The 24,893-nt window shown below is 68.4% G+C and carries 24 protein-coding genes; 11 read left to right on the top strand and 13 right to left on the bottom strand.

Annotation, left to right across the window (positions count from 1 at the left end; genetic code table 11):
- Positions 1 to 20: 20 nt before the first annotated feature.
- From hemN to ccoS, 4 genes are read left to right on the top strand one after another with little or no spacing between them, the layout of a single operon-like run.
- The gene (gene hemN / locus JANGC3_RS0119790; RefSeq protein ID WP_017878230.1) at positions 21 to 1,451 is read left to right on the top strand and encodes an oxygen-independent coproporphyrinogen III oxidase; all 1,431 of its coding nucleotides are present in this window, start codon (positions 21 to 23) and stop codon (positions 1,449 to 1,451) included.
- 10 nt (positions 1,452 to 1,461) lie between these two features.
- Positions 1,462 to 2,226 (top strand): sulfite exporter TauE/SafE family protein, encoded by a 765-nt coding sequence (locus tag JANGC3_RS0119785; protein ID WP_017878229.1) that lies wholly within the window; start codon positions 1,462 to 1,464, stop codon positions 2,224 to 2,226.
- The gene (locus tag JANGC3_RS0119780; protein WP_017878228.1) at positions 2,223 to 4,685 is read left to right on the top strand and encodes a heavy metal translocating P-type ATPase; all 2,463 of its coding nucleotides are present in this window, start codon (positions 2,223 to 2,225) and stop codon (positions 4,683 to 4,685) included. The genes JANGC3_RS0119785 and JANGC3_RS0119780 overlap by 4 nt, the downstream gene beginning before the upstream one ends.
- A gap of 2 nt (positions 4,686 to 4,687) precedes the next feature.
- Positions 4,688 to 4,873 carry a cbb3-type cytochrome oxidase assembly protein CcoS gene (gene ccoS / locus JANGC3_RS29630; protein ID WP_017878227.1) on the top strand — a complete coding sequence of 62 codons (186 nt, stop codon included), beginning with the start codon at positions 4,688 to 4,690 and terminating at the stop codon, positions 4,871 to 4,873.
- Between the two features lie 69 nt (positions 4,874 to 4,942).
- Here ccoS and JANGC3_RS0119770 read toward each other — a convergent pair whose 3' ends face one another.
- A complete protein-coding gene (locus tag JANGC3_RS0119770) occupies positions 4,943 to 5,926 on the bottom strand; it encodes a DUF4351 domain-containing protein (RefSeq protein ID WP_017878226.1) in 984 nt (327 codons plus the stop codon).
- Positions 5,927 to 6,155: 229 nt separating this feature from the next.
- Here JANGC3_RS0119770 and ccoN point away from each other — a divergent pair, with 229 nt between their 5' ends.
- Genes ccoN through JANGC3_RS0119740 form a run of 6 tightly spaced genes read left to right on the top strand, consistent with a single transcriptional unit; the run spans position 6,156 to position 11,264 of the window.
- Positions 6,156 to 7,583, top strand: a complete 1,428-nt coding sequence (ccoN, locus tag JANGC3_RS0119765; RefSeq protein WP_017878225.1) for a cytochrome-c oxidase, cbb3-type subunit I — start codon at positions 6,156 to 6,158, stop codon at positions 7,581 to 7,583.
- A 13-nt stretch (positions 7,584 to 7,596) separates the two neighbouring features.
- Positions 7,597 to 8,211, top strand: coding sequence for a cytochrome-c oxidase, cbb3-type subunit II (ccoO, locus tag JANGC3_RS0119760; RefSeq protein WP_017878224.1), 615 nt, complete (start codon positions 7,597 to 7,599; stop codon positions 8,209 to 8,211).
- Between the two features lies 1 nt (position 8,212).
- Complete coding sequence (locus JANGC3_RS0119755) at positions 8,213 to 8,398, top strand: cbb3-type cytochrome oxidase subunit 3 (RefSeq protein WP_017878223.1); 186 nt, start codon at positions 8,213 to 8,215, stop codon at positions 8,396 to 8,398.
- Positions 8,391 to 9,311 (top strand): cytochrome-c oxidase, cbb3-type subunit III, encoded by a 921-nt coding sequence (gene ccoP / locus JANGC3_RS0119750; protein ID WP_017878222.1) that lies wholly within the window; start codon positions 8,391 to 8,393, stop codon positions 9,309 to 9,311. Before JANGC3_RS0119755 ends, ccoP begins: the two co-directional genes overlap by 8 nt.
- 13 nt (positions 9,312 to 9,324) lie before the next feature.
- The gene (ccoG, locus tag JANGC3_RS0119745; protein WP_017878221.1) at positions 9,325 to 10,722 is read left to right on the top strand and encodes a cytochrome c oxidase accessory protein CcoG; all 1,398 of its coding nucleotides are present in this window, start codon (positions 9,325 to 9,327) and stop codon (positions 10,720 to 10,722) included.
- 17 nt (positions 10,723 to 10,739) lie between these two features.
- Entirely contained in the window at positions 10,740 to 11,264 is a 525-nt protein-coding gene (locus tag JANGC3_RS0119740) for a FixH family protein (RefSeq protein WP_017878220.1), read from the top strand.
- Between the two features lie 72 nt (positions 11,265 to 11,336).
- Here JANGC3_RS0119740 and fnr read toward each other — a convergent pair whose 3' ends face one another.
- The 3 genes from fnr to JANGC3_RS0119725 all read right to left on the bottom strand — a co-directional run bounded on the left by fnr (position 11,337) and on the right by JANGC3_RS0119725 (position 12,977).
- The gene (gene fnr / locus JANGC3_RS0119735; protein WP_026133228.1) at positions 11,337 to 12,098 is read right to left on the bottom strand and encodes a fumarate/nitrate reduction transcriptional regulator Fnr; all 762 of its coding nucleotides are present in this window, start codon (positions 12,096 to 12,098) and stop codon (positions 11,337 to 11,339) included.
- 149 nt (positions 12,099 to 12,247) lie between these two features.
- Positions 12,248 to 12,766: an RNA polymerase sigma factor gene (locus tag JANGC3_RS0119730; protein WP_026133227.1), complete on the bottom strand. Its 519-nt coding sequence runs from the start codon at positions 12,764 to 12,766 to the stop codon at positions 12,248 to 12,250.
- Positions 12,753 to 12,977 (bottom strand): YgaP family membrane protein, encoded by a 225-nt coding sequence (locus JANGC3_RS0119725; RefSeq protein ID WP_026133226.1) that lies wholly within the window; start codon positions 12,975 to 12,977, stop codon positions 12,753 to 12,755. The genes JANGC3_RS0119730 and JANGC3_RS0119725 overlap by 14 nt, the downstream gene beginning before the upstream one ends.
- Before the next feature lie 305 nt (positions 12,978 to 13,282).
- On the opposite strand from JANGC3_RS0119725, the gene JANGC3_RS0119720 reads away from it, so the two are divergent.
- The gene (locus JANGC3_RS0119720) at positions 13,283 to 16,750 is read left to right on the top strand and encodes a response regulator (protein WP_017878216.1); all 3,468 of its coding nucleotides are present in this window, start codon (positions 13,283 to 13,285) and stop codon (positions 16,748 to 16,750) included.
- 109 nt (positions 16,751 to 16,859) lie between these two features.
- Here JANGC3_RS0119720 and bluB read toward each other — a convergent pair whose 3' ends face one another.
- From bluB to JANGC3_RS0119675, 9 genes are all read right to left on the bottom strand, one after another.
- Positions 16,860 to 17,513 (bottom strand): 5,6-dimethylbenzimidazole synthase, encoded by a 654-nt coding sequence (gene bluB, locus JANGC3_RS0119715; protein WP_017878215.1) that lies wholly within the window; start codon positions 17,511 to 17,513, stop codon positions 16,860 to 16,862.
- A 152-nt stretch (positions 17,514 to 17,665) separates the two neighbouring features.
- The gene (locus tag JANGC3_RS0119710) at positions 17,666 to 18,025 is read right to left on the bottom strand and encodes a BON domain-containing protein (protein WP_017878214.1); all 360 of its coding nucleotides are present in this window, start codon (positions 18,023 to 18,025) and stop codon (positions 17,666 to 17,668) included.
- A 218-nt stretch (positions 18,026 to 18,243) separates the two neighbouring features.
- Entirely contained in the window at positions 18,244 to 19,632 is a 1,389-nt protein-coding gene (locus tag JANGC3_RS0119705; RefSeq protein ID WP_026133224.1) for a sigma 54-interacting transcriptional regulator, read from the bottom strand.
- Positions 19,633 to 19,640: 8 nt separating this feature from the next.
- The gene (locus tag JANGC3_RS0119700) at positions 19,641 to 20,180 is read right to left on the bottom strand and encodes a hypothetical protein (RefSeq protein WP_017878212.1); all 540 of its coding nucleotides are present in this window, start codon (positions 20,178 to 20,180) and stop codon (positions 19,641 to 19,643) included.
- Entirely contained in the window at positions 20,170 to 21,588 is a 1,419-nt protein-coding gene (locus JANGC3_RS0119695) for a sensor histidine kinase (protein ID WP_017878211.1), read from the bottom strand. Before JANGC3_RS0119695 ends, JANGC3_RS0119700 begins: the two co-directional genes overlap by 11 nt.
- 82 nt (positions 21,589 to 21,670) lie before the next feature.
- Positions 21,671 to 22,060, bottom strand: a complete 390-nt coding sequence (locus JANGC3_RS0119690; protein WP_017878210.1) for a VOC family protein — start codon at positions 22,058 to 22,060, stop codon at positions 21,671 to 21,673.
- A 167-nt stretch (positions 22,061 to 22,227) separates the two neighbouring features.
- Complete coding sequence (locus JANGC3_RS0119685) at positions 22,228 to 22,779, bottom strand: YbhB/YbcL family Raf kinase inhibitor-like protein (RefSeq protein ID WP_017878209.1); 552 nt, start codon at positions 22,777 to 22,779, stop codon at positions 22,228 to 22,230.
- 113 nt (positions 22,780 to 22,892) lie between these two features.
- On the bottom strand, positions 22,893 to 23,690 hold the full coding sequence (locus JANGC3_RS0119680) for a helix-turn-helix transcriptional regulator (protein WP_017878208.1): 798 nt from the start codon (positions 23,688 to 23,690) through the stop codon (positions 22,893 to 22,895).
- Positions 23,691 to 23,764: 74 nt separating this feature from the next.
- On the bottom strand, positions 23,765 to 24,766 hold the full coding sequence (locus JANGC3_RS0119675; protein ID WP_017878207.1) for a 2-hydroxyacid dehydrogenase: 1,002 nt from the start codon (positions 24,764 to 24,766) through the stop codon (positions 23,765 to 23,767).
- Between the last annotated feature and the right edge of the window lie 127 nt (positions 24,767 to 24,893).

Genomic DNA, 24,893 nt, shown 5'->3' with positions numbered 1-24,893 from the left:
GCTTTTCGAGAATCGATTTTATGTCCCCATCCCACAGCATCGCCGCGCCCGGCGCGAGCATCGAATTCGACGCCGGCGTCATCGGCAAACTGAGCCAGTCGGGGCCGCGCTACACGTCCTACCCGACGGCCGACCGCTTTTCGGCCGACTTCGGCTACGGCAATTTCCTCGAGGCGCTGGCCGCGCTGCGCCTGCGCGGCGGCCGCCGGCCGCTGTCGCTGTACGTCCACATCCCGTTTTGCGACACGGTTTGCTATTACTGCGCCTGCAACAAGATCGTCACCAAGGACCGCGCCAAGGCCGCCACCTACCTGAGCTACCTGAAACAGGAAATCACCATGCAGGGCAAGCTGTTCGCCGGCATGCACCAGATCGAGCAACTGCATTTCGGCGGCGGCACGCCGACCTACCTGAGCGACCGCCAGATGCAGGATTTGATGGCCCACCTGCGCCACCATTTCGAGTTCGCGCCTGACGACGCCGGCGAGTATTCGATCGAAATCGACCCGCGCACGGTCAGCCGCGAGCGCGTGCAGTCGCTGCGCGCGCAGGGCTTTAACCGCATCAGCCTGGGCGTGCAGGATTTCGACGCCGCGGTGCAGAAGGCGGTCAACCGCATCCAGCCCGAAGCCGAAACGGTGGCCATCATCGCCGCCGCGCGCGAGGCCGGCTTCCGCTCGGTCAGCATCGACCTGATCTACGGCCTGCCCAAGCAGAGCCTGGCCAGCATGGAGCAAACCCTGGCCAAGGTGATCAAGGCCGACCCGGACCGCATCGCGCTGTACCACTACGCCCACATGCCGCACCTGTTCAAGCCGCAACGGCGCATCCTCGACGCCGACATGCCCGACAGCGCCACCAAGCTGGCCATGCTGGGGCAGTGCATCGCCCGCCTGACGGCGGCCGGCTACGTCTACATCGGCATGGACCACTTCGCCAAGCCGGGCGACGACCTGGCCGTGGCGCAGCGCCAGGGCCGGCTGCACCGCAACTTCCAGGGCTATTCGACGCGCGCCGAGGCCGACCTGATCGCCTGCGGCGTGTCGGCCATCAGCTCGGTGGGCGCGGTCTACAGCCAGAACGAGAAAACCCTCGACGCCTATTACGAAAAGCTCGACGAGGGCCGCCTGCCGATCGCCCGCGGCATCAAGCTCGACACCGACGACCTGCTGCGCCGCATCATCATCCAGATGCTGATGTGCAATTTCGAGCTGTCCATCGCCTCGGTCGAGCAGGGCTACCCGATCGTCTTCAAGACTTATTTCGCGGCCGAGCTGGCCAAGCTGGCCGAGTTCGAGGCGGACGGCCTGCTGACCATCGACGCCGAGTGGCTGAGCGTGACGCCGAAAGGGCGCCTGCTGATCCGCAATATCTGCATGGTGTTCGACCGCTACCTGAGCGCCGCCAAAGAGAACGCGCCGCAACCGCTGCGCTACTCGAAGACCGTCTGACGGCGCCGGCATGAGCGCGCTCAACCTGCTACCGGTGTTCATGGTGGGCCTGGCCGGCAGCGTCCATTGCATCGGCATGTGCGGCGGCATCGTCGGCGCGCTGTCGGCCGTCTCCAGCCCGCGGCCGCGGCCGGTGGTCGCCATCGCCGTCGCCGCCACCGGTGCGCGCTTGCACGACGGCGCGCCGCTGCGCGTGGCCGCCTACAACGCCGGGCGCATCGCCAGTTACATGGCGGCCGGCGCGCTGGCCGGCGGCTTGGCCGGCGGCGCCGCCCACCTGCTGCGCCTGGCCGGGCTGCAACTGGCGTTCTACTGGATGGCCAACCTGATGCTGGTCGCGCTGGGCCTGTACCTGATGGACGCCTGGCGCGGCCTGGCGCGGCTGGAGGCGGCCGGCAACCTGGTGTGGCGCCGCGTGCAACCGCTGTTGAAGCCGCTGCTGCCGATGGATAGCGCGCTGAAGGCGCTGGCGCTGGGCGGCCTGTGGGGCTGGCTGCCCTGCGGCATGGTCTACAGCGTGCTGCTGACGGCCATGCTGAGCGGCTCGGCGCTGCAGGGCGCCCTGGTGATGCTGGCCTTCGGCCTGGGTACCTTGCCGACGCTGCTGGCGCTGGGCCTGGTCGGCGCGCGCCTGCGCGCCGCCGTGCGGCGCCGCGGCGTGCGCCTGGCCGGCGGCCTGCTGGTGCTGGCCTTCGGCCTGCTGGGCCTGGCGCGCGCGGTCAACGGCGTCTCGCTGGGCTGGCTCGACGTGCTGTGCCTGACGGGCCACCCATGAGCGCGCAACCGGCCATGGCCGGCGCGCCGGCCGACCTCGGCGCCGGCTGCTTCCACTGCGGCCTGCCGCTGCCGGCCGGCGCCGACTGGCCGGTCGACATCGACGGCGCCGCGCGCGCCATGTGCTGCCCCGGCTGCGCGGCGGTGGCGCGCAGCATCGTCGAGATTGGCCAAGCCGCGTACTACCGCGACCGCTCGGCGTTCGCCGCCAGCGCCGCCGGCAGCGAGCTGGTGCCGCCCGAGCTGCAACTGTACGACAACGCCGACGTCCGCTTCGCGCTCGACGAGGCCAGTTGCGAAACGACGCTGGCGGTCGAGGGCATCCGCTGCGCCGCCTGCGTCTGGCTGGTCGAACGGCGCCTGACGCGCCTGCCCGGCGTGCAGGCGGCCAAGCTGAACGTCGCCACCGAGCGCCTGTACGTGCGCTGGAGCAAGGACACCTGCCGTCCCGGCGACATCCTGGCGGCGCTGCGCCAGGTCGGCTACGCGGCCTACCCGTACGACGCGGCGCGCCACGGCGAGCAGTTGCGCGGCGCCGTCAAGACGCTGGGCCGGCAACTATTCGTCGCCGGCCTGTCGATGATGCAAGTGATGATGTACGCGGTGCCGGCCTACCTGGCCGACGACGGCACCATGGACGACAACATCGCCGGCCTGATGCGCTGGGCCAGTCTGCTGCTGACGCTGCCGGCGATCTGCTACTCGGCGCAACCGTTTTTCAAGGGCGCCTGGGCCAGCCTGCGCGCGCGCGCGCCCGGCATGGACGTGCCGGTGGCGCTGGGCATCGTCGCCGCCTTCGCCGGCAGCGCGGTGGCGACTTGGCGCGGCCATGGCGAGGTGTATTTCGACTCGGCCACGATGTTCATCTTCCTGCTGCTGTGCAGCCGCTACATGGAACTGCTGGCGCGGCGCAAGGCCGCCTCGGCGCTGGAGCGGCTGCAGCACGCGCTGCCGGCCTGCGCCGCGCGGCTCGACGGCTATCCCGGCAGCCGCGCCGCCACGGTGGTGGCGGCCGCCGCGCTGGCCGCCGGCGACGTCATCCTGGTCAAGCCGGGCGAGGCGATCGCCGCCGACGCCATCATTATCGAAGGCAACACCGCGATCGACATGGCGCTGCTGACCGGCGAGAGCGCGGCCCAGCGCAAGGGGCCGGGCGAGGCGGTGCCGGGCGGCGCCATCAACGCCAGCGCGGCGGTGCTGCTGCGCGTCAGCCGGCCGGCGCGCGAGAGCACGCTGTCCGACCTGATCAAACTGGTCGAACGGGCCGGCCTGGGCAAGCCGCGGATCGCCCAGTGGGCCGACCGCGTCGCCTCCTGGTTCGTGGTCGCGCTGCTGCTGTTCGCGCTGGCCAGCTTCGGCTTCTGGTATTGGTATGAACCGGCGCGCGCCTGGCCGGTCGCCATCGCCGTGCTGGTGGTGTCGTGCCCGTGCGCGCTGTCGCTGGCGACGCCGTCGGCGCTGGCCGCGGCCACCGACCGGTTGCTGCGGCGCGGCGTGCTGATCGTCCGGCCGCACGTGCTCGAAACGCTGCACCGCGCCACCCACGTGGTGTTCGACAAGACCGGTACGCTGACCCTGGGCAAGCCGGTGGTGCGCCGGCTCGAACCGCTGGGCGCGATGGCGCGCGAGCTCTGCCTACGGGTCGGCGCCGCGCTGGAGGCGGGCAGCGCCCATCCGCTGGCGCGCGCCATCGTCGAGGCCGCCGACGCCGAGGCGGCCGGTGTGCCGCAATCACACGCCGAGGCCGTCGAGGAAATACCCGGGCAGGGCTTGCAAGGCACGCTGGACGGGCGCCGCTACCGGCTCGGCAACGCCGCCTTTGTTGCCGGGCTGGCCGGCGAGGGCGGCGCGAACGATGACACCGATACCGCCGGCATGACGCCGGTGTACCTGGGCGCCGAGGGCGAATGGCTGGCGCGTTTCCTGCTGAGCGACGCGCTGCGCGCCGACGCCAGCGCGGTGGTCGACTATTTCCGCGCCGCCGGCAAGAGCGTGCTCCTGCTCAGCGGCGACCAACAGGCGCTGACCCAGGCCGTCGCCGCCGGGCTGGGCATCGACGTCGCCAGGGGCGAATGCCTGCCCGACGAAAAGCTGCGCGTGGTGCAGCAATTGCAAGCCGGCGGCGCGGTGGTGGCGATGGTCGGCGACGGCATCAACGACGCCGCCGTGCTGAGCGCCGCCGACGTTTCATTCGCGATGGGTTCGGGCGCCGCGCTGGCCCAGGCGCACGCCGACACGGTGCTGCTGTCGGGCCGGTTGTCGTCGGTGGCCGAGACGGCGCGCGCCGCCGCCGCGACCATGGCGGTGATCCGCCAAAACTTGGCCTGGGCCACGCTGTACAATCTGCTGGCGATCCCGGCCGCCGCGCTGGGCTATCTGAACCCCTGGCTGTCGGGGCTGGGCATGGCGCTCAGCTCGGCCGTCGTCATTGCCAACGCGCTGCGCTTGCGCCGGAACTGAGCATGGAAGCCCTCTACCTCCTGATCCCCGTCAGCATCGCCACCGTGTTCGTTGCGCTGTGGGTGTTTTTCAAGGCCTCCGACGGCGGCCAGTTCGACGACCTGGTCGGCCCCGGCCTGCGCGTGCTGCAGGACGACGACAGCGGCGCCGCCGCCAACGCACAGGAAGCGCTAAACACGCGGGAATAGCAAGAAACGCCGCGCCAGTGAGCGCCGCGCCAGACGTTTGCGCTCGCGTTTGCGGTAAACCCGCCGCGCTTACCCGGCCTGCGCCCGGAACACCTGATCCAGCGTGGCAGCGTCCACAAAGTCCTCGGACCACACCAGCAGTTCGGCCCAGGTAGCTTGTTCAAGGCGCTGTTGCACAGGATCGGGCAAGGCGCCGAAGCGCCGCCGCAACTGCTGCGTCAGCGCCTCGCGCAATCCCTCCTGCCGTCCTTCCTGCCGTCCCTCCCGCAGTCCTTCCCGCAGCCCTCGCTTGAGGCCGCGCTCCAGGCCGATACGCTCAAAGGATGAAATATAAGGCATAGCCCGACTCCTTTCGAATTTCTCGATGCGGCGCCATAACTCGTGCTCCAGTGGTTGAGGCAGGCGCATTAACCAGTCGATCACCACGGTCAGGTCAATGATAATCCTCCTGTCCCGATTTTGCAGCAGGAGCCGTTCGAGTATGAACCACTTCGCGGCGGCGCGGCGGACGTCGTCGCCCTTGGTTTCGCGGGTGGCGAGGTAGGCCGCCGTCACCAGCGCGAACGGGTTCGGGTCGTCCAGCAACTGTTCGGCGCGTCCGGCGAAATCGTCCAGTTTAACAACGGGAAATTGAATCCCCACCGTGCAGCCGAGCAACTGGTAGCCGAAGCTGTCGGGTTTCCAGCCGGCGTTGCCGTCGGCCAGCAGCGCCATGCTGGCGACGGGCCGGCGGTAGCGGTCGAAAATGCGGTAGTTGTAGGTAAACATGCGCTCGGCGAAACGGCTGTCGCGCCGCCCCTGCACTTCCAAATGCACCAGCACCCACTGCGGCGCCCCGCGCTTCAGGGTGACCTCGACCAGTTTGTCGGCCAGGCGCTTCCCCAGTTCGGCGTCGTGCGCCACCTGCGCCAATTCCTGCTCGAGGAAGCGCTGCGGGCGCGACCAGTCGATCTCGGCGTGGGCGCGGGGAAAATAGAAGGCCATGAAGTCCGCAAAATACCGGGTCACGGCGTCCTTCCAGGGCGTGTCGTAGTCGTCGTTCGGCGTGCTCATGAGCTAGTGTAGCGAAGCGCGGCGGCGGCGCCACCGCCGCGCGCAAACACCGGCGACATGCACCGGCCGGCCCCAACGCCCCGCGTATCGGGGTCGTGGTAGCGCGCCCCCGCGTTAGTGCCTATCTGCAATTGATCTGGTGAATTTTGATCCACATCAAAGTTTTTTGATGGTCGAACCCGTACTCTTTGATGCACTACATCATCAAAGCAATCCCGGGAGAGCACGAGTGGACCATTCACTGAACTACAACTACAAGATCGTCAAGCAATTCGCGATCGCCACCGTAGTCTGGGGCATCGTCGGCATGCTGGTTGGCGTCATCATCGCCGCCCAACTGGCATGGCCGGCGCTGAACCTCGACATACCCTGGCTGACCTACGGCCGGCTGCGGCCGCTGCACACCAACGCGGTGATTTTCGCCTTCGGCATCTGCGGCCTGTTCGCCACCTCGTACTACGTGGTGCAGCGCACCTGCCAGGTGCGGCTGTTCTCCGACAAGCTGGCCGCGTTCACCTTCTGGGGCTGGCAGGCGGTGATCCTGTCGGCCGTGGTCACCCTGCCGATGGGCTTCACCCGCGGCAAGGAATACGCCGAACTGGAATGGCCGATCGCCATCCTCATCGCCGTGGTCTGGATCGCCTACGCGGTGGTGTTCTTCGGCACCCTGCTCAAGCGCAAGGTGGCCCACATCTACGTCGCCAACTGGTTCTTCGGCGCCTACATCATCGCCGTCACGCTGCTGCACGTGGTCAACGCCGCGGCGATGCCGGCGTCGCTGTGGAAATCCTACTCGGCCTACTCGGGCGTGCAGGACGCGATGATACAGTGGTGGTACGGCCACAACGCGGTCGGCTTCATCCTCACCGCCGGCTACCTCGGCATGGTTTACTACTTCATCCCGAAACAGGCCGAGCGCCCGGTGTATTCGTACCGCCTGTCGATCGTCCACTTCTGGGCGCTGATCTTCACCTACATGTGGGCCGGCCCGCACCATCTGCACTACACCGCCTTGCCCGACTGGACCCAGTCGATCGGCATGGTGTTTTCGCTGATCCTGCTGGCGCCGTCGTGGGGCGGCATGATCAACGGCATGATGACCTTGTCGGGCGCCTGGCACAAGCTGCGCACCGACCCGATCCTGAAGTTCCTGATCGTCTCGCTGTCGTTCTACGGCATCGCCACCTTCGAGGGGCCGATGATGTCGATCAAGACCATCAACTCGCTGTCGCACTACACCGACTGGGGCATCGCCCACGTCCACGGCGGCGCCCTGGGCTGGGTCGGTTTCATCACGATGGGCTCGATCTACTACCTGCTGCCGCGCCTGGCCGGCCGGACCAGGATGTACAGCACCCGCCTGATCGACATGCACTTCTGGGTCGCCACCATCGGCATCGTGCTGTACATCGCGGCGATGTGGATCGCCGGCGTGATGCAGGGCCTGATGTGGCGCGCGGTCAACCCCGACGGCACCCTGACCTACACCTTCGTCGAGGGGGTCAAGGCGACCTATCCGTACTACGTGGTGCGCTTCGGCGGCGGCTTGCTGTACCTGAGCGGCATGCTGTTGATGGGCTACAACACCTACATGACCCTGCGCGGCCGCCAATCGGTGACGGCGCGCATTCCCGCGCTGGCCGCGGCCCACGCCTGATTCGGAGTGAGCGATGAAATTTTCACATGAATGGATTGAGAAGAACCCCTGGCTGCTGATCGCGCTGGTGACGCTGGTGGTCAGCGTCGGCGGCCTGGTCGAGATCGTCCCGCTGTTCTTCCAAAAGTCGACCACCGAGCCGATCGCCGGCCTCAAGCCGTACACGCCGCTGCGCCTGGCCGGGCGCGACATCTACGTGCGCGAGGGCTGCTACAACTGCCACTCGCAGATGATCCGGCCGTTCCGCGCCGAAACCGAACGCTACGGCCACTACTCGGTCGCCGGCGAGTTCGTCTACGACCGGCCGTTCCAGTGGGGTTCGAAACGCACCGGCCCCGACCTGGCGCGGGTGGGCGGGCGCTACAGCGACGAATGGCACAAGACCCATTTGAACAAGCCGCGCGACCTGGTGCCCGAGTCGAACATGCCGAACTATCCATGGCTGGCGAAAACCGCGCTGGTGCCGGCCGAGATCGCGCCGAAGATGCGCGCGCTGAAACGCCTGGGCGACCCGTACAGCGAGGCCGAGATCGCCGCCGCGCCGGCCGCGCTGGTGGACAAGACCGAAGAAGACGCCCTGATCGCCTATCTGCAGGGCCTGGGCACATTAATCAAGACAAGGAACTAGCATGGCAATCGAGAACCTCTTTGACAGCGCCAGCAGCGTCATGACGGTGGTTTCCTTCACCACCTTCCTGGGCATCCTGTGGTGGACCTTCGTGACCCGGCGCAGCAGCGACTTCGACAGCGCCGCGCAACTGCCGTTCGCCGACGACGCCGCCGACATCGTCGTGGGGGAGGGCGGCCATGTCTGACTTCACCAGCGGTTTCTGGAACATCTACATCGTCGTGCTGTCGCTGCTGGGCATCTTCGGCTGCGGCGTGCTGCTGTACTCGCAGTCGACCCACAAGGTCGGCGCGCTGAAGGACCACGACGGCCCGGTCGGTACCACCGGCCACATCTGGGACGAGGACTTGACCGAGCTGAACACGCCGATGCCGCGCTGGTGGATGTGGTTGTTCTACATCACCATCGTGTTCGCGCTGGCCTACCTGTTCCTGTACCCGGGCCTGGGCACCTACGCCGGCAAGCTGGGCTGGAAGTCCAGCGGCCAGTACCAGGGCGAGCTGGACAAGGCCGACGCCGACTACGGCCCCCTGTTCAAGCAATTCCTCGGACAGGACCTGAAGACGGTGGCGGCCAACCCGACCGCGCACGCCGTCGGCGAGCGGCTGTTCCTGACCTACTGCGCGCAATGCCACGGCTCGGACGCGCGCGGCAACAAGGGCTTTCCGAACCTGACCGACAAGGATTGGTTGTACGGCGGCACGCCGGAGATCATCAAGACCACCATCCTGCACGGGCGCAACGGCCAGATGCCGCCGATGGGCGCGGCGCTGGGCAGCGACAAGGACGTGGAAAACGTCGCCCACTACGTGCTGAGCCTGTCCGGCTCGACCGCCGACCCGATCAAGGTGGTGTTCGGCAAAAACAAGTTCGGCGCCTGCATGGCCTGCCACAACGCCGGCGGCACCGGCAACCAGGCGCTGGGCGCGCCCAACCTGAGCGACAAGATCTGGCTGTACGGCGGCAGCGCCGACACCGTCATGGAAACCATCCGCAAGGGCCGCAGCAACGCCATGCCGGCGTTCGACGACTTCCTCGGCGAGGCCAAGGTACATGTGCTGGCCTCGTACGTGTGGAGCCTGTCGAACCCGCAACCTTGATAGGCGAGCAGCCATGAGCGATCCCGCCCCCCAAGTGATCAAGATGTACGCGGCCCGCGAGGAGATTTATCCGCGCGAGGCGAAGGGCCGCTACGCCAGCCTGCGCTGGGTCTGCGTCTGGCTGACCCAGCTGATGTTCTACGGCTTGCCGTGGCTCAGCTGGAATGGCCGCCAGGCCCTGCTGTTCGACCTCGGCACGCGCAAGTTCTATATCCTCGGCGTGGTGCTGTGGCCGCAGGACTTCATCTACCTGGCGGCGCTGCTGATCATCTGCGCCTACCTGCTGTTCCTGGTGACGGCGATCGCCGGGCGGGTCTGGTGCGGCTTCGCCTGCCCGCAAACGGTGTACACCGAAATCTTCCTGTGGATCGAGCGCCGCATCGAGGGCACGCGCAGCGCCCGCATGCTGCTCGACAAGCAGGGACCGTCGCTGCGCAAGGCGGCCAAGAAAACCGCCAAGCACCTGGCCTGGGGCGCGGTGGCGCTGTGGACCGGCTTCACCTTCGTCGGCTATTTCACGCCCATCCACACGCTGGCGCACGAGGTGGCCACGCTCAGCTTCGGGCCGTGGGAATGGTTCTGGGTGCTGTTCTACGCGCTGGCCACCTACGGCAACGCCGGCTGGCTGCGCGAGCAGGTCTGCAAATACATGTGCCCGTACGCCCGCTTCCAGAGCGCGATGTTCGACCAGGACACGCTGATCATCACCTACGACGTCAAGCGCGGCGAGCCGCGCGGCGCGCTCAACAAAAAGGCCGCGCCGGTCGTCGCCGCCAAGACGGGCGACTGTATCGACTGCACCCTGTGCGTGCAGGTGTGCCCGACCGGCATCGACATCCGCCAGGGCCTGCAGTACGAATGCATCGGCTGCGCCGCCTGCGTCGACGCCTGCAACACGGTGATGGACAAGATCGACCGCCCGCGCGGCCTGATCCGCTACAGCACCGACCACGCGCTGGCCAACAATTTCAGCGTCGAGCAGATCCGCCAGCGCGCGCTGCGCCCGCGCGTGCTGATCTACACGGCGATCCTGGCCGTCATCACCGCCGCCGTGGTCGGCTCGCTGGCGCTGCGCACGCCGCTCAAGCTGGACGTGATCCGCGACCGCGGCGCGATGGGGCGCGAAGTCGAGGACGGCATGGTCGAAAACGTCTACCGCCTGCAGATCATGAACACCGCGGAGACGCCGCACCGCTACAAGGTGAAGGTGTCGGGCCTGCCGAGCCTGGCGCTGGTCACGCCCGACGAGGTCAGCGTCGGCGCCACCGAAACGCTGGCGCTGCCGGTGCGCCTGCGCGCCGCCCACGGCGCCGGCGCCAAGGGTTCCAACCAGATCGCCATCGAGTTGACGGCGCTCGACGACCCAAGCCTGCACGTGATGGAAAAAGCGGTGTTCTTTGTGCCGCGCTAAGCAATAAAGGAGAAACCATGTCGAACGTATTGCCATTGCGCCCCCTGGCGCCCGCCGAACGCCCCTGGTACACGCACCGCTGGCCGTGGTTGCTGATGCTCGGCCCCTTCATCGTCATAGTGGCCGGCAGCTACACCGGCTACCTGGCGTTTTCGCGCCAGGACGCGCTGGTGGTGGGCGACTACTACAAGAAGGGCAAGGCGATCAACCAGGACTTGCGGCGCGACCGCGCGGCCAGCGCGCTGGGGCTGACGGCGGCGCTGCGCTACGACGCCGCCAACGCCGTGCTGGTGGGCAAGATCGACAGCCACGGCCGGCCCTACAGCGCGCCGCTGCTGCTGCACCTGGCCCACGCGACGCAACCGGAGAAGGACATCAAACTGGCGGTCCAGCCCGACGCGCAAGGCAACTTCAGCGCGCCGCTGGCGCTGTTCGAGCGCAGCCGCTGGCAAGTGCTGGCGGAAAACGCCCGGCGCGACTGGCGCCTGGACGGCAGTTGGACCTGGCCGACGCAGCGCGCCGTGGCGCTGCGCAGCGACTGATGGGATTGCCGCAGGTCGGTTAGCCCAGCTCCGTTACACGGCGTGGGCCAGCCGACCGGCGTCGCCGGCGGCTTAGGCGCAAGCCTCCGGCGTACCGGCGGTAATCGCCTTCAGCATGGCCGGATTGAGGATTTCAATTTCGCGGTTGCTGACGCGCAGCCAGCCTTCCTTCTTAAACTTCGACAACAGCCGGCTAATGCTCTCGATGGTCAGCCCCAGGTAGTTGCCGATTTCCTCGCGCGACATGCGCAGCTGGAACGTGACGCTCGAATAGCCGCGCGCCTCGTAGCGCGAGCCCAGGTTGACGATGAAGGCGGCGAAGCGCTGGGTCGCCTGCATATTACCCAGCAACAGCATGACGCTTTGCTCGCGCGTGATCTCCTGGCTCATCATGCGGTGGAAATGGCGCAGCAGCGTCGGCATCTCGCCGAGCAGCTGTTCAAGGCTGGAAAACGGAATTTCGCACACCTCGCTGTCTTCCAGCGCCACCGCGTTGCAATGGTGGCGGTCGGCGCTGATCGCGTCCATGCCGAGCAGCTCGCCGGCCATCTGGAAGCCGGTGATCTGCTCCTCGCCGCCGGCGTTGATCTGGTAGGTCTTGAAATGGCCGAGGCGGATCGCGTACAGGTTGACGAACGGGTCGCCGATGCGGAACAGCGTGGCGCCGCGCGGCACCTTGCGGCGCCGGCCGATGATCTGGTCGAGCCGGTCCATATCGCCCATGTCCAGGCCCATCGGCAGGCACAACTGGTGCATGCTGCAGGTGGAGCAGCGCGCGCGCAACACCTCCACGGGAACGCGGGGCAGGGTCAGGGCGGGCAATTCTGTGAGCATAGCGGGATATACCTATTCGGAGGCTGTCATGGAGTTTATCGCATCCCGACGTTACCAAGTGGCAATAGCCCACTAAACGACCCGGGTTGGTCGATTTAATTATATGGCAACTACGCCGGGGCGGCCGCTCCCGACGCCAGGCGCCCGCCTCAGCCCACCAGATACTCGCGCGCCAGCAGCCGGGCGCGGTGCAGCCGGCTCTTGGCGGCGGCCGCCGTCAGGCCGAGCAGGGCGGCGATTTCGGCGATGCTCAACTCGGCGAAATCGCGCAACAGGATCATGTGCAGATAATCGGCCGGCAGCGATTCGAGCGCGTTCACCAGGTCCAGCCGCAGGCCGGCCGTGTCCTGCGCGGCCAGCCAGCGTTCGGCGCGCTCGTCGTCGTAGGGAGCGTGGCGCAGCGCCAGACGGGCCAGCTTGCGGCACTCGTGCCGCACCACCTTGAACAACCAGCCGGAGAACGCCGCCAGCAGGCGCACCGAGCCGAGCCGGCGCGACAGCACCAACAAGGCCTCCTGGACTGCGTCGTCGACGTCGCTGACCAGGCAGGAGCGCCGGGCGTAGCGGCGGATGTCGGGCTGGCACAGCCGCAGCAACTGCGCCAGCGCGGCGGGATCGCCGCCGTGGGCGGCGTCCAGCACCGGCCGGTGTTGCTCAGCGAGCGTCATCGGCGCGGCCGGCGCGGTCCAGGCGGCGCCCGAGCAGCGCGCACATCGGACAGAAACCGAACAGCCCGGAGGCGACGAGGCCGGCGCCGCCGAGCGCGAGGCCGACGCCGGCCGCGCCGCCGAGCGCGAGCACGCCGAAGGCGATCGCCAGCAGGCCGGCGACGGCGCGCAAGAGCCGCTCCCAACCCGGTACATTTTTCATATAGAACATATTTTTTCCTTTCGACGGTGGCGAGGACATCCCTCGGCTACTAAGAGGCGGGCCGCGGCGGTTTCGATTCGCCGAAAGAAAAATATACTGGCGCCGCGCCATTCTACCCGCTGGCGCGGCGCCCGGCATCGCGAGCCGCGGGCCGATCCGCGGCAGCGCCTTCGGCGGGGCGGTCGGCCGGCGGCGGTGGCGCCGGTGGTCCTGGCGGCCGCCGCGCGGCAGGGTAGTGCTTGCTAAGTATCCTTATTGATAGCACAATTCCCGGGCGGCCTGAATGCCCGCGCGGGCGTCCATAAAGGAAAGCAATGAAGCCACTCGGGATCAAAGCGAAAGTCGCCCTGGCAACGAGCCTGACGTCGATTCTCATGATCGCGCTGGTCACCGTGGCCCAGATGCAGCGCATGCGCGAGGATTTCACCGGGGTCTTGCTGGCGCAGCAGAACGCGCTGGTGCGCAGTACCGCGACCGAACTCGACGACAAGTTGCAGATCCTCCTCGACGTCGTCGGCGCCAGCGCCAGACAGCAGCCGCCAGAGCTGATGGATTCGCCGGAGAAGCTCAGGGCCCACTACGCGACGCGGGCGGTGCTGACGCTGTTCGACGACGTGCTGGTGCTCGACGCCCGCGGCCGCCTGATCGCCGACGTGCCGGCGGTGCCGGGACGGGCCGGCACGGACGCCTCCGACCGGGCCTTTTTCAAGACCGTGCTGCGCACGCGCCGGCCGATGATCGCCGAGCCGGTGCTCGGCAAGACCAGCAAGCAACCCATCGTGCAATTCGTCGCCCCGGTGCTGGACGCGCGCGGCGAAGTGGTCGGCATGCTGATCGGCGTGCTGCGCCTGTACAAGGACAACGTGCTGGGCCGGCTGCGCAGCGCCAAGGTCGGCAAGAGCGGCTATTACTTCGCCATCACGCGCGGCGCGGTGCCGCTGTACGTGCTACACCCGGACGCCAGCCGGCTGCTGCAGCCGCGCGCGGCCAACGCCAACGCGCTCACCACGCGCGCGCTGAAGGAGGACGGGGCGGACTCGGCGGTCAGCAGCAACGGCCAGGGCGTGGCGGTGATCTACAGTTTCAAGACGCTGAAGTCGGCCGACTGGACGCTGGGCGCCGCGTTGCCGCTGCGCGACGCCTTCGAGCCGCTCGACGGCGCCTTGTACCGGCTGGCGGCGTGGAGCGCCTTCGCCTCGCTGCTGGCGGCCGCCGCGCTCGGCTGGCTGACGCTGCGCCTGCTGTCGCCGCTGGTGCGGCTGCGCGACGCCATCCGCGGCCTGCGCGCCGACGCCAGCCAGTTCGTGCCGATCGGCGTGGCCAAGCACGACGAAATCGGCGAGCTGACGATGGCCTTCAACGAGTTGATGAGCGCGCGGCAGGCGGCCGACGCGCGCCTGCAAAGCCTGATCGAATTCGCGCCGAACGCGATGGTCGTCGTCGGCGCCGACGGCCGCGTCGAAACATTCAACCGCCAGGCCGAGCGCTATTTCGGCTACCGCCGCGACGAGATCGTCGGCCAGGCGGTGGAAACGTTGATGCCGGCGCGCTACCGGGCCCGCCACGCCAACGCCCGCAAGGGCTTCCTCGACACCCGCCTGAGCGCCGAGCCGCGCGTGATGGGGCGCGGCCAGGCGCTGTTCGGCCTGCGCCGGGACGGCAGCGAATTCCCGCTCGAGGTCAGCCTGAGCGCGGTGCAAACCGACCAGGGCACCAAGGTGCTGGCGGTGATCGCCGAAATCGCCGAGCGGCTGCGCCTGCAGGTCGAGGTGCAGGCCCGCGCCGCCGAACTGGTGGACGAGCGCGACCGCGCCGAGGCGGCGAACCGGGCGAAAAGCGATTTCGTCGCCAACATGAGCCATGAAATCCGCACCCCGCTGAACGCCGTGCTGGGCATGGCCTACCTGCTGGGCAACACCGCGCTGACCGCCGAGCAGCGCAAATACCTGACCATGGTGCGGGTCTCGGGGCAGTCGCTGCTGGGGATCCTCAACGACGTGCTCGACTATTCGAAGATCGAGGCGCGGCGCATGGAACTGGCGCCGGTCGAGTTCGACCTCGACGAGGTGATGAACACGCTGGCGACGACGATGACGATGAACGCCGGCGACAAGGAGCTGGAACTGGCGATCGGCGTCGACGCCGACGTGCCGCGGCGCCTGCGCGGCGACGCGCTGCGGCTTCAGCAAATCCTGGTCAACCTGGCCGGCAACGCCATCAAGTTCACGCCGCTGGGCGAGGTGCTGGTCGGGGTCAGCCTGGAGCGGCGCGACGCGGCCGGCGCGCGGCTGCGCTTCGAGGTGCGCGACACCGGCATCGGCATGAGCGCGGCGCAGCAGGCGCAATTGTTCACCGCCTTTTCGCAGGGCGACGAGAGCATCACGCGGCGCTTCGGCGGCACCGGGCTGGGGTTGACGATCAGCAAGCACCTGATCCGCTTGATGGGCGGCGAAATCGCCTTCGACAGCGCCGAGGGCGGCGGCAGCAACTTCTGGTTCAGCCTGCCGTTCGAGGTGCTGCGCGAGCAGGAGGGCGCGCGCCGCAAGCCGGCGCTGGGCCAGTTGCGCCTGCTGGTGGCGGACGACAACCGCACCAGCCGCGAACTGATCGGCAAGCTGATCCACGCCTGGGGCTGGGAGGTCGACGAGGTCGACTCCGGCGCGGCCGCGCTGGCGCTGTACCGGCGCCGCCAGGCCGAGCGCGCGCCGTACGACGTCGTGCTGGCCGACTGGCACATGCCGGAGATGGACGGCCTGGCCACGGCGAAGGCGATCCGCCAGGCCGCGTCCGGCCAGAAGCAGCCGATCGTGGTGATGGTCAACGCCTTCGCCCGCAACCGCCTGGAGGAAATCTCCAGCGCCGCCGAGGCCGACGTGGTGCTGATGAAGCCGATCACCGGCTCGAGCCTGTTCGACGCGCTGCACCAGGCGCTGACGACGCCGGACGGCGGCGACGAGCAGATGATCTTGAACCGCAACCTGGGCCAGCACCTGCGCGGCGTGCACTTCCTGCTGGTCGAGGACAACCTGCTGAACCAGGCGGTGGCGCGCGGCATCCTCGAGCACATGGGCGCGACGCTGGACGTGGTCGGCGACGGTTTGCAGGCGGTCGAGCGGCTGCGCGCCGAGGCGCAGCGCTACCACATCGTGCTGATGGACATGCAAATGCCGGTGATGGACGGCTTCAGCGCGACCCACCTGATCCGCACCGAACTGCGCCTGACGCTGCCGGTGATCGCCATGACGGCGGGGGTGCTGGCGTCGGAGCGCGAACGCTGCATCAGCGCCGGCATCAGCGACTTCATCGCCAAGCCGGTGGTGGTCGAGGAAATGCTGGAGGTGATCGACCGCAACTTGCCGGGCCGGGCGGCGGCCGCGCCGGCCGTGGCCGCCATCGCCGCGCCGGCGCCGGCGCCGGCGCCGGACGAACAGGTATTCTCGATGGCGCCGTTGATGCGCGTGCTGGGACGCGACGCCAAGGGCCGCGGCATCCTGCGCAAGATGGTGGCTGAAGCGCTGGGCAACGGCATGGCGCCGCTGCGGCAGGCCGAACTGGCGGTGCGCGAAGGCCGTTGCGACGACGCCGCGCGCACGCTGCACAGCCTGCGCGGCGCGGTCGGCACGCTCGGCACGAAGCGCTTGATCAGCGCCTCGCTGGAAGCCGAACGGGCCATCGCCGGGCAGCGCCACGCCGAGGTCGCGGCCCTGCTGGCGCTGGCCGGCGCCGAACTGGAGTTGGTGCTGGCGCACGCCAGAGCCTGGCTCGACGGCTTGCCGGAGTAGCGCCGGCCGTCACACCCTCAGGGTTTGCCCCCCGGCTACCGCCCTTGGTTTTCAGCATTTCCGCGCCGAAGCCGCCTAACTTACAGGCCCCAAGACTGGCCCGGATGTTTCACGTGGAACGTTGGCCCCAGGTGTTTTCGTAGACCAGCTCGCCGATCGCGCGGCGCGTGTCCCAGCCCTCGGTTTCCAGCATCGGCGCCGGGTAAAACTCGGCGACCGGGCCGATGCACAGGATCGCGATCGGTTTGCTGCCTTCGGGCATGTGGCACAGCGCCCGCAGTTGCGCCGGATCGAACAGCGACACCCACCCCAGGCCGATGCCCTCGGCGCGCGCGGCCAGCCACATGTTTTGAATCGCGCAGGAGGCCGACGCCAGGTCCATCTCCGGCATCGTGCGGCGGCCGAACACGTATTGCTCGCGCTGGTCGGTCAGGCCGACCACCAGCAGTTCGGCGCACGACAGGATGCCCTCGACCTTGAGCTTCATGAAGTCCTCGGCGCGCTGCCCCAGCGCCTCGGCGGTGAGGATGCGCTCGGCCTCGACGTGGGCGTGGATGCGCTCGCGCAAGGCGCGCTCGCCGACGCGCAGGAAGCGCCACGGTTGCATGAAGCCGACGCTGGGCGCCATGTGGGCCGCGCCGATCAGGCGCTCCAACTGGCCGGGCGCCAGCGCCTCGGCGCTGAAGTGGCGCATATCGCGGCGCTCGCGGATGGCGCGGTAGACTGCGGCGATTTCTGCTGGCGTGAATTGGTTCGGCGTCATGCTGGGCCTTGTGGCGTGGGGACGGGACGAATTCTAGTGCATCGGCGCCGCCCCCCTATCTTTGCCACGAAAATAAAAACCCCCGTCGCTCGGCAGCGCGACGGGGGTTGGGTACTACCGGGCGCGGCCTGGCCGCGGCCCGACCGCGGCGCTTAGCCGGCGGCTTTGACTTTCAAGTCGTTTTTGACTTCCTTGACGCCGGCGACCGAGGCCACCAGTTGGACGACGCGGTCGCCGGCTTCGGCGCTAGGCACGTCGCCTTGCAGCATGACGACGCCTTTTTTGGCGCTGACGCTGATCGGCAGGCCGGCCAGTTGCGCGTCCGCGCTCAGGGCCGCTTTGGCCGAGGCGGTGATGGCTTCATCGGTCACTGCTGCGTTGGCGGCGAGCAGGGTCGCCTTCGCAGGAGCGGCTTGTTCCGCGTCCGCTGCGTAGGAAGCTGTGATCGATGCGCCCGACAGCAGGACGACGGCAACGAAGTTGTTCAGCAGTTTCGATTTTTGCATGGTCATGGTAAATCCTCTCATATGTGGTTGAAGCAACACTGTTTGAAGCGTCACACCAGGACATATAGCAATCGCCGTGCCAGCAATTAAAACCGCATATAAATCAATGACTTACTATTTCACCCCGGCGACGGCCGCCGCCGCGGCGGGTTTTTCGCCGCTTTTTGTCGCCTAGCAGCGACAACATTTCAACCCGTATCGCCAAGTCGTTGATTTTACAGCGCTTATTTCTGTCGTTCGTCGGCGACAAGCTCGGTGTCCGCCCTGAACAGGCTGGGCGTGAGTTCGTATTTTTGCAGCAGGCGGTAAAACTCGGTGCGGTTGCGGTCGGCCAGGCGCGCGGCGTCGGCGACGTTGCCGTCGGTCAGGCGCAGCAGTTGTACCAGGTAGTCGCGCTCGAAGCGCTGCTTGGCCTCGTTGTAGCTGAGCGCCTCCAGCGACGGCACCCGCAGCGCGCGCTGCACCAGCGACAAGGGCACCAGCGGCGCCGTCGCCAGCGCGCACACCTGCTCGACGACGTTGAACAACTGCCGCACGTTGCCCGGCCACGGCGCGCCCACCAGCGCCGTCAGCGCGTCGGGCGCGAAGCCGTTCAGCGGCTTCTGGTACTTGCCGGCCAGCGTATGCAGGAAATGCTTGGCCAGCAGGGCGATGTCCTCGCGCCGCTCGGCCAGCGTCGGCAGCGACAGCGTCACCACGTTCAGGCGGTAATACAAGTCCTCGCGGAACTGGCCCTCCCGCATCGCCACGTCGAGGTCGCGGTGGGTCGCCGACAGCAGCCGCACGTCGACCGGCTTGACCTCGTTGGCGCCGACCTGGCGCACCGCGCGCTCTTGCAGCACGCGCAGCAGCTTGACCTGCAGCGGCAGCGGCATGTCGCCGATTTCGTCGAGGAACAGGGTGCCGCCGTCGGCCGCCTGGAACAGGCCGTCGCGGTTGGCCACGGCGCCGGTGAAGGCGCCCTTGACGTGGCCGAACAATTCCGACTCCAGCAACTGCTCGGGGATGGCGCCGCAGTTGACGGCGATGAAGGGCGCCTTGGCGCGGTGGCTGGCGTTGTGCAGCGCGCGCGCCAGCAATTCCTTGCCGGTGCCGCTGGCGCCGCGGATCAGGATGCTGGCGTCGGAGGCGGCCACCAGCTTGGCCTCGGCCAACAGTTCGGCCATCTGCGCGCTGCGGCTGATCAGACCGGCGCGCCAGTTGTCGTCGCTGGCCGCCGGCGCCGCCAGGTTGGGGTTCAGGTTGACGGCGTAGGCCACCTTGTCGAGCAGCAGCTTGCCGTCGAAGGGCTTGGTCAGGTAGGCGAACGCGCCGCGCGCGGTGGCCTCGACCGCGTCGGGGATGGTGCCGTGCGCGGTCAGCAAGATCACCGGCAGCGCCGCGTGCTGGCGGCGGATGTCGTCGAACAGCGCCAGGCCGTCGCGGCCGGGCAGGCGCACGTCGGTGATGACCAGGTTGGGCAGCTCGACCGCCAGCCGGGCCAGCGCCGCCTCGGCGCTGGCCACGGCCGTCACGCGGTAGTTGCCGGCGTTCAGGCGGATCGTCAGCAGGCGCAATAAATCGGGGTCGTCGTCGACCAGCAAGATGTGCGCTTGTTGGGCCGGTTGGGCCATGGCGGCGCTCATTTCGGCACCGACGCGGCCGGGCGGACCGACATCGTGCGCTCGATGTTTTTCAGCGCCTCGAGCTTCTCGTTGAGCTGCTCGTTGCGGCGCTGGGCTTCGCGCACCTGCTGGTTCAGCTTGTCGGCCGCCTCGTCCTGGCGGCGCGCGTCGGCGTAGCCGGCGGCGAGGAACTGGGCCAGCGGCTTGAGGCGCTGCTCGTCCGGCGCGGCCGCCTGGGCCACGCCGTCGAGCAGCGCCTGGGCGCGGCCCAGGTCGCCGGCGCCGCGCAGCGCCGCCAGCAGCATGGCGCGGCGCACGGTGGCCTTGGCGGACGCGTCCTGCCTATTCAGCTCGACCAGGGCGCGCCCCAGCTCGGCCTGCGGCAACGCGCGCAGGCCGGCCTGGAAGGCCAGCAGTTCGTTGACGGCGCCGTCGGGCGCGGGGGCGGCGGCGACCGGCGGCGGCGGGCAGGCCGCCACCGGGGCCGGCGGCGCCGGCTTGACGGCGCAGGCCGCCAACAGCAGCGCGCAGGCGCAACTGAAAATTTTATGCATCATAGGGGAGTTCGATCCGAAAATGGGCGCCCGTCGGGCTGGGGAGAAGTGTGACCGTGCCGTGGTGCGCGGCAATGTATTCGCGCACGATGGACAGGCCGATGCCGTTGCCGTTGCGCGCGCCGGCAGCCTGGCGCGCGCCCTGGTAAAAGGGTTCGAAGATGCGTTCGGCGTCTTCCGGCGCCACGCCCGGGCCGTCGTCGCTGCAGTCAATGCGCAGGCCGTGCGCGGCGGCGCCGACGGTAAACACGATGACCCCGCCGTCGGGGCTGAAACGCACCGCGTTCGACAACACGTTGGCCAGCGCGGCGGCCAGCTTGTCGCGGTCGGCCAGCGCGCCGACCGGCGCGCCGCGCACCTCCACGCTCAGGTGCCGGGCCTGGCATTGCAGGCGCTGCTCGTCGACCACCGCGTGCAGCAGTTGCAACAGGTCGACGTTGACGCGCTGCAGGTGCTGGGCGTCGAAGGCGGCGGTGTTATAGCGCAGCAAATCCTCGATTTGCGTTTGCAGCGAGGCGGTGTTCTGGCGCAGGATGCCGGCGATTTCGCGCTGGCCGGACGTCAGCGGCCCCGCCACCTCGTCCTCCAGCAGGGCGACGCCCTCGCGCAGCGCCGCCAGCGGCGTCTTCAGCTCGTGCGAGATATGCCGCAGGAAGCGTTCCTTGTCGGCGTCCAGGTCGGCCAGGCGCTGGCGCAGCCAGTCCAGTTGCTGGCCGAGGCGGCGCGTGTCGGCCGGGCCGCCGACGGTAATCGGCTGGTCCAGGCGGTTTTCGCCGAGGCGCTCGATGGCGCTTTCGATGCGCCGCAGCGGGCGCGACAGCAGGAAGCCGAAGCACATCGCCAGCGCCGCCGCCAACAGCACGGCGCCGGCCACCAGCGCCGCCAGCAGGCCGCGCTGGCGCTCCAGTTCGCTGAGCAGGGCGTCGCCGCGGCGGCCGATTTCACGCTTGCTCTCGCGCGCCAGGCTGTCGTTGATCACCGGCAGGCGTTCAAACACCTTGTATAGCGCCGGGTGGCCGCCGCGGTTGCGCCGCTTGGCCGTTTTCAGCACGGCCCACGCGGCCTCGCCCTGGGCGCGCCATTCGGCCTGCAAGGCCGGCGCCAGGCCGGGCATGGCGCCGGCCAGCGCCAGCAGCGCGGCGTCGGCCTCCTGCCAGGCGGCGAAATAGCGGTCGCGGAACACGCCGTCGTCGAGCACCAGGAATTGGCGCGCGCTGCGCTCCATCGCCAGGGTGCGCTCCGACAGGCGTTGCGACTGCTCGGTCAGCATCACGGCCTGGGCCGCGCTTTCGCGTCCCAGCCGGGCCAGCCGCTCCAGCGTCAGCAGGGCCTGCAGCGAGGTCGCGGTCAGCACGCCGGCGATCAGGATGAAGGCGGCGAACAGCAGCTGACGAAATGAAAGTTTAGACAAAATACCAACCTAGTTGCATGCGCAACCGCGAGCTTACAACAATACCAAGCATCGGCGCTTTCGATTGGCGCCGCCGCGCCCGTCACGGCTCCATATAGATCAGTTCCCACATGTGGCCGTCGAGGTCCTGGAAGCCGTGGCCGTACATGAAGCCGTGGTCCTGCGCTTGCTTGAAGGTGGTGGCGCCGGCGGCGACGGCCTTGGCGACCGTGGCGTCGATGGCGGCGCGGCTTTCCGACGACAGGCAGATCAACACCTCGGTGCTGGTGCTGGTGTCGCAGATTTTCTTCGGCGTGAAGGTGAGGAATTTTTCCTCGGTCAGCAGCATGACAAAGATGTCGTCGCTGACGATCATGCAGGTCGCCGTCTCGTCGGTGAACTGCGGATTGAACGTGAAACCGAGCGCGGAGAAAAATTCGACCGAGCGGCCGAGGTGCCGGACCGGCAGGTTGACGAAAATTTTGCTTGCCATGAGGAGTCCTGTTTGAAGGTTCGATGGAGGCTGCGGCGACAGGCTGTCGCCGAATAAATTCTATCCCATCAACAAGGCAAAAAAGACATTTTTTTGCGCCGGTGTAGCGCGACGGGCCGCGCCATCGTACCGATGGCGGGCGACGTGGCGCTCGCGCGGCTGCCGGATCAGCGGCCGTAGTGCGCGGTCAGGCTGGCCGTGCCGAGCGCGTTGGCGTTGATCATATAGCCGATCAAGGCGGCGCTGGCGCCGGCCGGCACGTCGAGTTTGGCCACCTTCAAGGCGTGCACGGTAAAGATGTAGCGGTGCGGCTTGTCGCCGGCCGGCGGGCAGGCGCCGCCGAACGCGCTGGTGCCGTAATCATTGCGGCCCTGCAAGGCGCCGGCCGGCAGCGCGGCGCCGTTGGCGTCGCCCGCGCCGGCGGCCAAGCCGGCCAGCGTCGGCGCCAGGTTCACCACTTGCCAGTGCCACCAGCCCGAGCCGGTCGGCGCGTCCGGGTCGTAGACGGTCACGGCCAGGCTGCGGGCGCCGGCCGGCACGCCCTGCCATTGCAAGGCCGGCGACAGGTTTTTGCCGCTGCAGCCGAAGCCCTTGAACACTTGCTCTTCGCGCAGGACGGCGCCCAGGTCCGGGCTGCTGAGGGTGAAGTCGGCGGCGTTTGCCCACAGCGGGCAGGCCAGGGTGATCGCCAGGAGGGCGGTGTTGAGACGGAACGACATGGGGATTCTCCAATCAGTGTGAGTGGCCAGTATGGCCGCCCGGCCCCGCCCCGATTAGCCCGCGCGCGCCAGCTTCTGTGCGCAAACGTCCACACCTGCGCCGTCGCGATTGCCTACGCCACCCTGGCCGCTTCCGGCGGACGCAACTGTTTCGGTGGAAACCCGAAGCGCCGGCGGAACGCGGCCGAGAACCGGCTGTGCGACTGGTAGCCGCAACGCAAGGCGATGTCGCCGACCGCCAGCGGCGTGCTCTGTAGCAAGGCCAGCGCCGTTTCCAGCCGCGCCTCGCGCAGGATGCCGGCGAAACTGGCGTCGCAGGCGTGCAGGCGCCGCCGCAGGGTGCTGGCGCTGGTGTGGAACGCTTCGGCCAGCAGCGCCAGCGTCCAGTCCGCGTGCGGACGCTGGCCGACCATGCGCCTGACCCGCTCGTCCCAACCCGGCGCGCCCGGCGGCGGATAGGCGACGCCGGCCTCGGCCAGCAACAACAGTACTTCCAGCAGGCGGTGCGTCTGCAGCAGGCCGGCGCGGGCCTCGAAGGCCCGCTGCGCGCTGTCGCGCAACTCCGCCGTCATGTCCAGCCCGGTGAACGGCGCTTGCCGCGTCGCCGGGAACTGGGCGCCGTACAGCGCGTGGAACTGTTCGATCAGCGCCGGCGAAAATTGCAGGATCAACGCGCGGTAGTGGCCGCCCGGCGCGGGCTCGTTGACCACGTCCCACTGGGTGCCTTGGGCAAGCAGGAAGGCCTGGCCGGCGCCATAGTGCTGGTGGACGTGCCGGCCGATCAAGGTCTTGCGGCCGGACTGGACCCAGCCGAACATCGGCTCGCGTATGGTCATGCGCGCCACCCGGTGGGCGGCGCGGGTGGCGATCAGACAAGCGGTGGTGGTGGCGGTGGCGGCGATGGCGGTCAATGGAGGTTTCCTACTGAGGCAAACTGGCAAAGGGGAATTTTCTCACGGACGACGCCGCTTAGCCAAATCCCGGTCTAGCCCGGTATCCGGTTGGCGCACCCTTGGCCGGCCATGAAACAGGCCAGGTTGTCGAAGGTGATGCCGGCGATTTCGCGCAACGCCTCGATGGTGAAGAAACCCTGGTGGCCGGTAACGAGCACGTTCGGAAACGTCATCAGGCGCTGGAACACGTCGTCGTCGATGATGTCCGACGAGTGGTCGTGGAAAAACAGGCTGCTTTCCTGCTCGTAGACGTCGATCGCCAGCGCGCCGAGCTGGCGCGACTTGAGCGCGGCGATCACCGCGCCGGTGTCGACCAGCGCGCCGCGCGAGGTGTTGACCAGCATCGCGCCCGGCTTCATCAAGGGTAGCGTGGCGCGGCCGATCAGGTGCCGGGTAGCCTCGGTGAGCGGGCAGTGCAGCGAAACGACGTCGGACTGCGCCAGCAGCGCGGGCAGCTCGACCATCGTCCCCAGCGCGTCGAACCGCGGCGACGGATACGGGTCGTGCCCGAGCACGCGGCAGCCGAAGCCCTTGAAAATGCGCGCCGCCGCCAGGCCGATCTTGCCGGTGCCGACAATGCCGACGGTTTTGCCGTGCAGCGTCATGCCGAGCAAGCCGTCCAGCGCGAAATTACCCTCGCGCACGCGGGCGTAGGCGCGGTGCGTGTGGCGGTTCAGCGTGAGCACCAGCGCCAGCGCGTGCTCGGCCACCGCCTCCGGCGAGTAGGCCGGCACGCGCGCGGCGAACATGCCGAGCCGGGCGGCGGCGGCCGCGTCGAGGTTGTTGTAGCCGGCGCAGCGCAGCAACAGCGCGCGCGTGCCGAGCCGGTGCAGCGCCTCCAGCACCGGCGCGTCCAGGCAATCGTTGACGAACACGCAGACCGCCTGGCAACCCTGCGCCAGCACCGCCGTCTCCAGCGCCAGCGGCGCCGTGTGGTACAGCAATTCGATCGCGGCGCCGTTCGGCTGGCGCCGCAAGGCTTCGTCGAAGAAGCGGCGGTCATAGGGCTGGGTACTGAATACGGCGATTTTCATGCGCTGACTCCTGGAGCGAATGGCGTGGCGGGTTGACGCGCGACAGGGCGGGCGTCCTGCCACTGAATACAGTCGGCACATTATTGCCGACATCGCCCCCGAGCGCGTGCGGCGTTCGCCTGTTTTC

The organism is Janthinobacterium sp. CG3 (assembly GCF_000344615.1).
Lineage (GTDB): Bacteria > Pseudomonadota > Gammaproteobacteria > Burkholderiales > Burkholderiaceae_D > Janthinobacterium.
The sequence above is the reverse complement of the archived record's forward strand: the minus strand, read 5'-3'. Positions and strand labels throughout refer to the sequence as shown.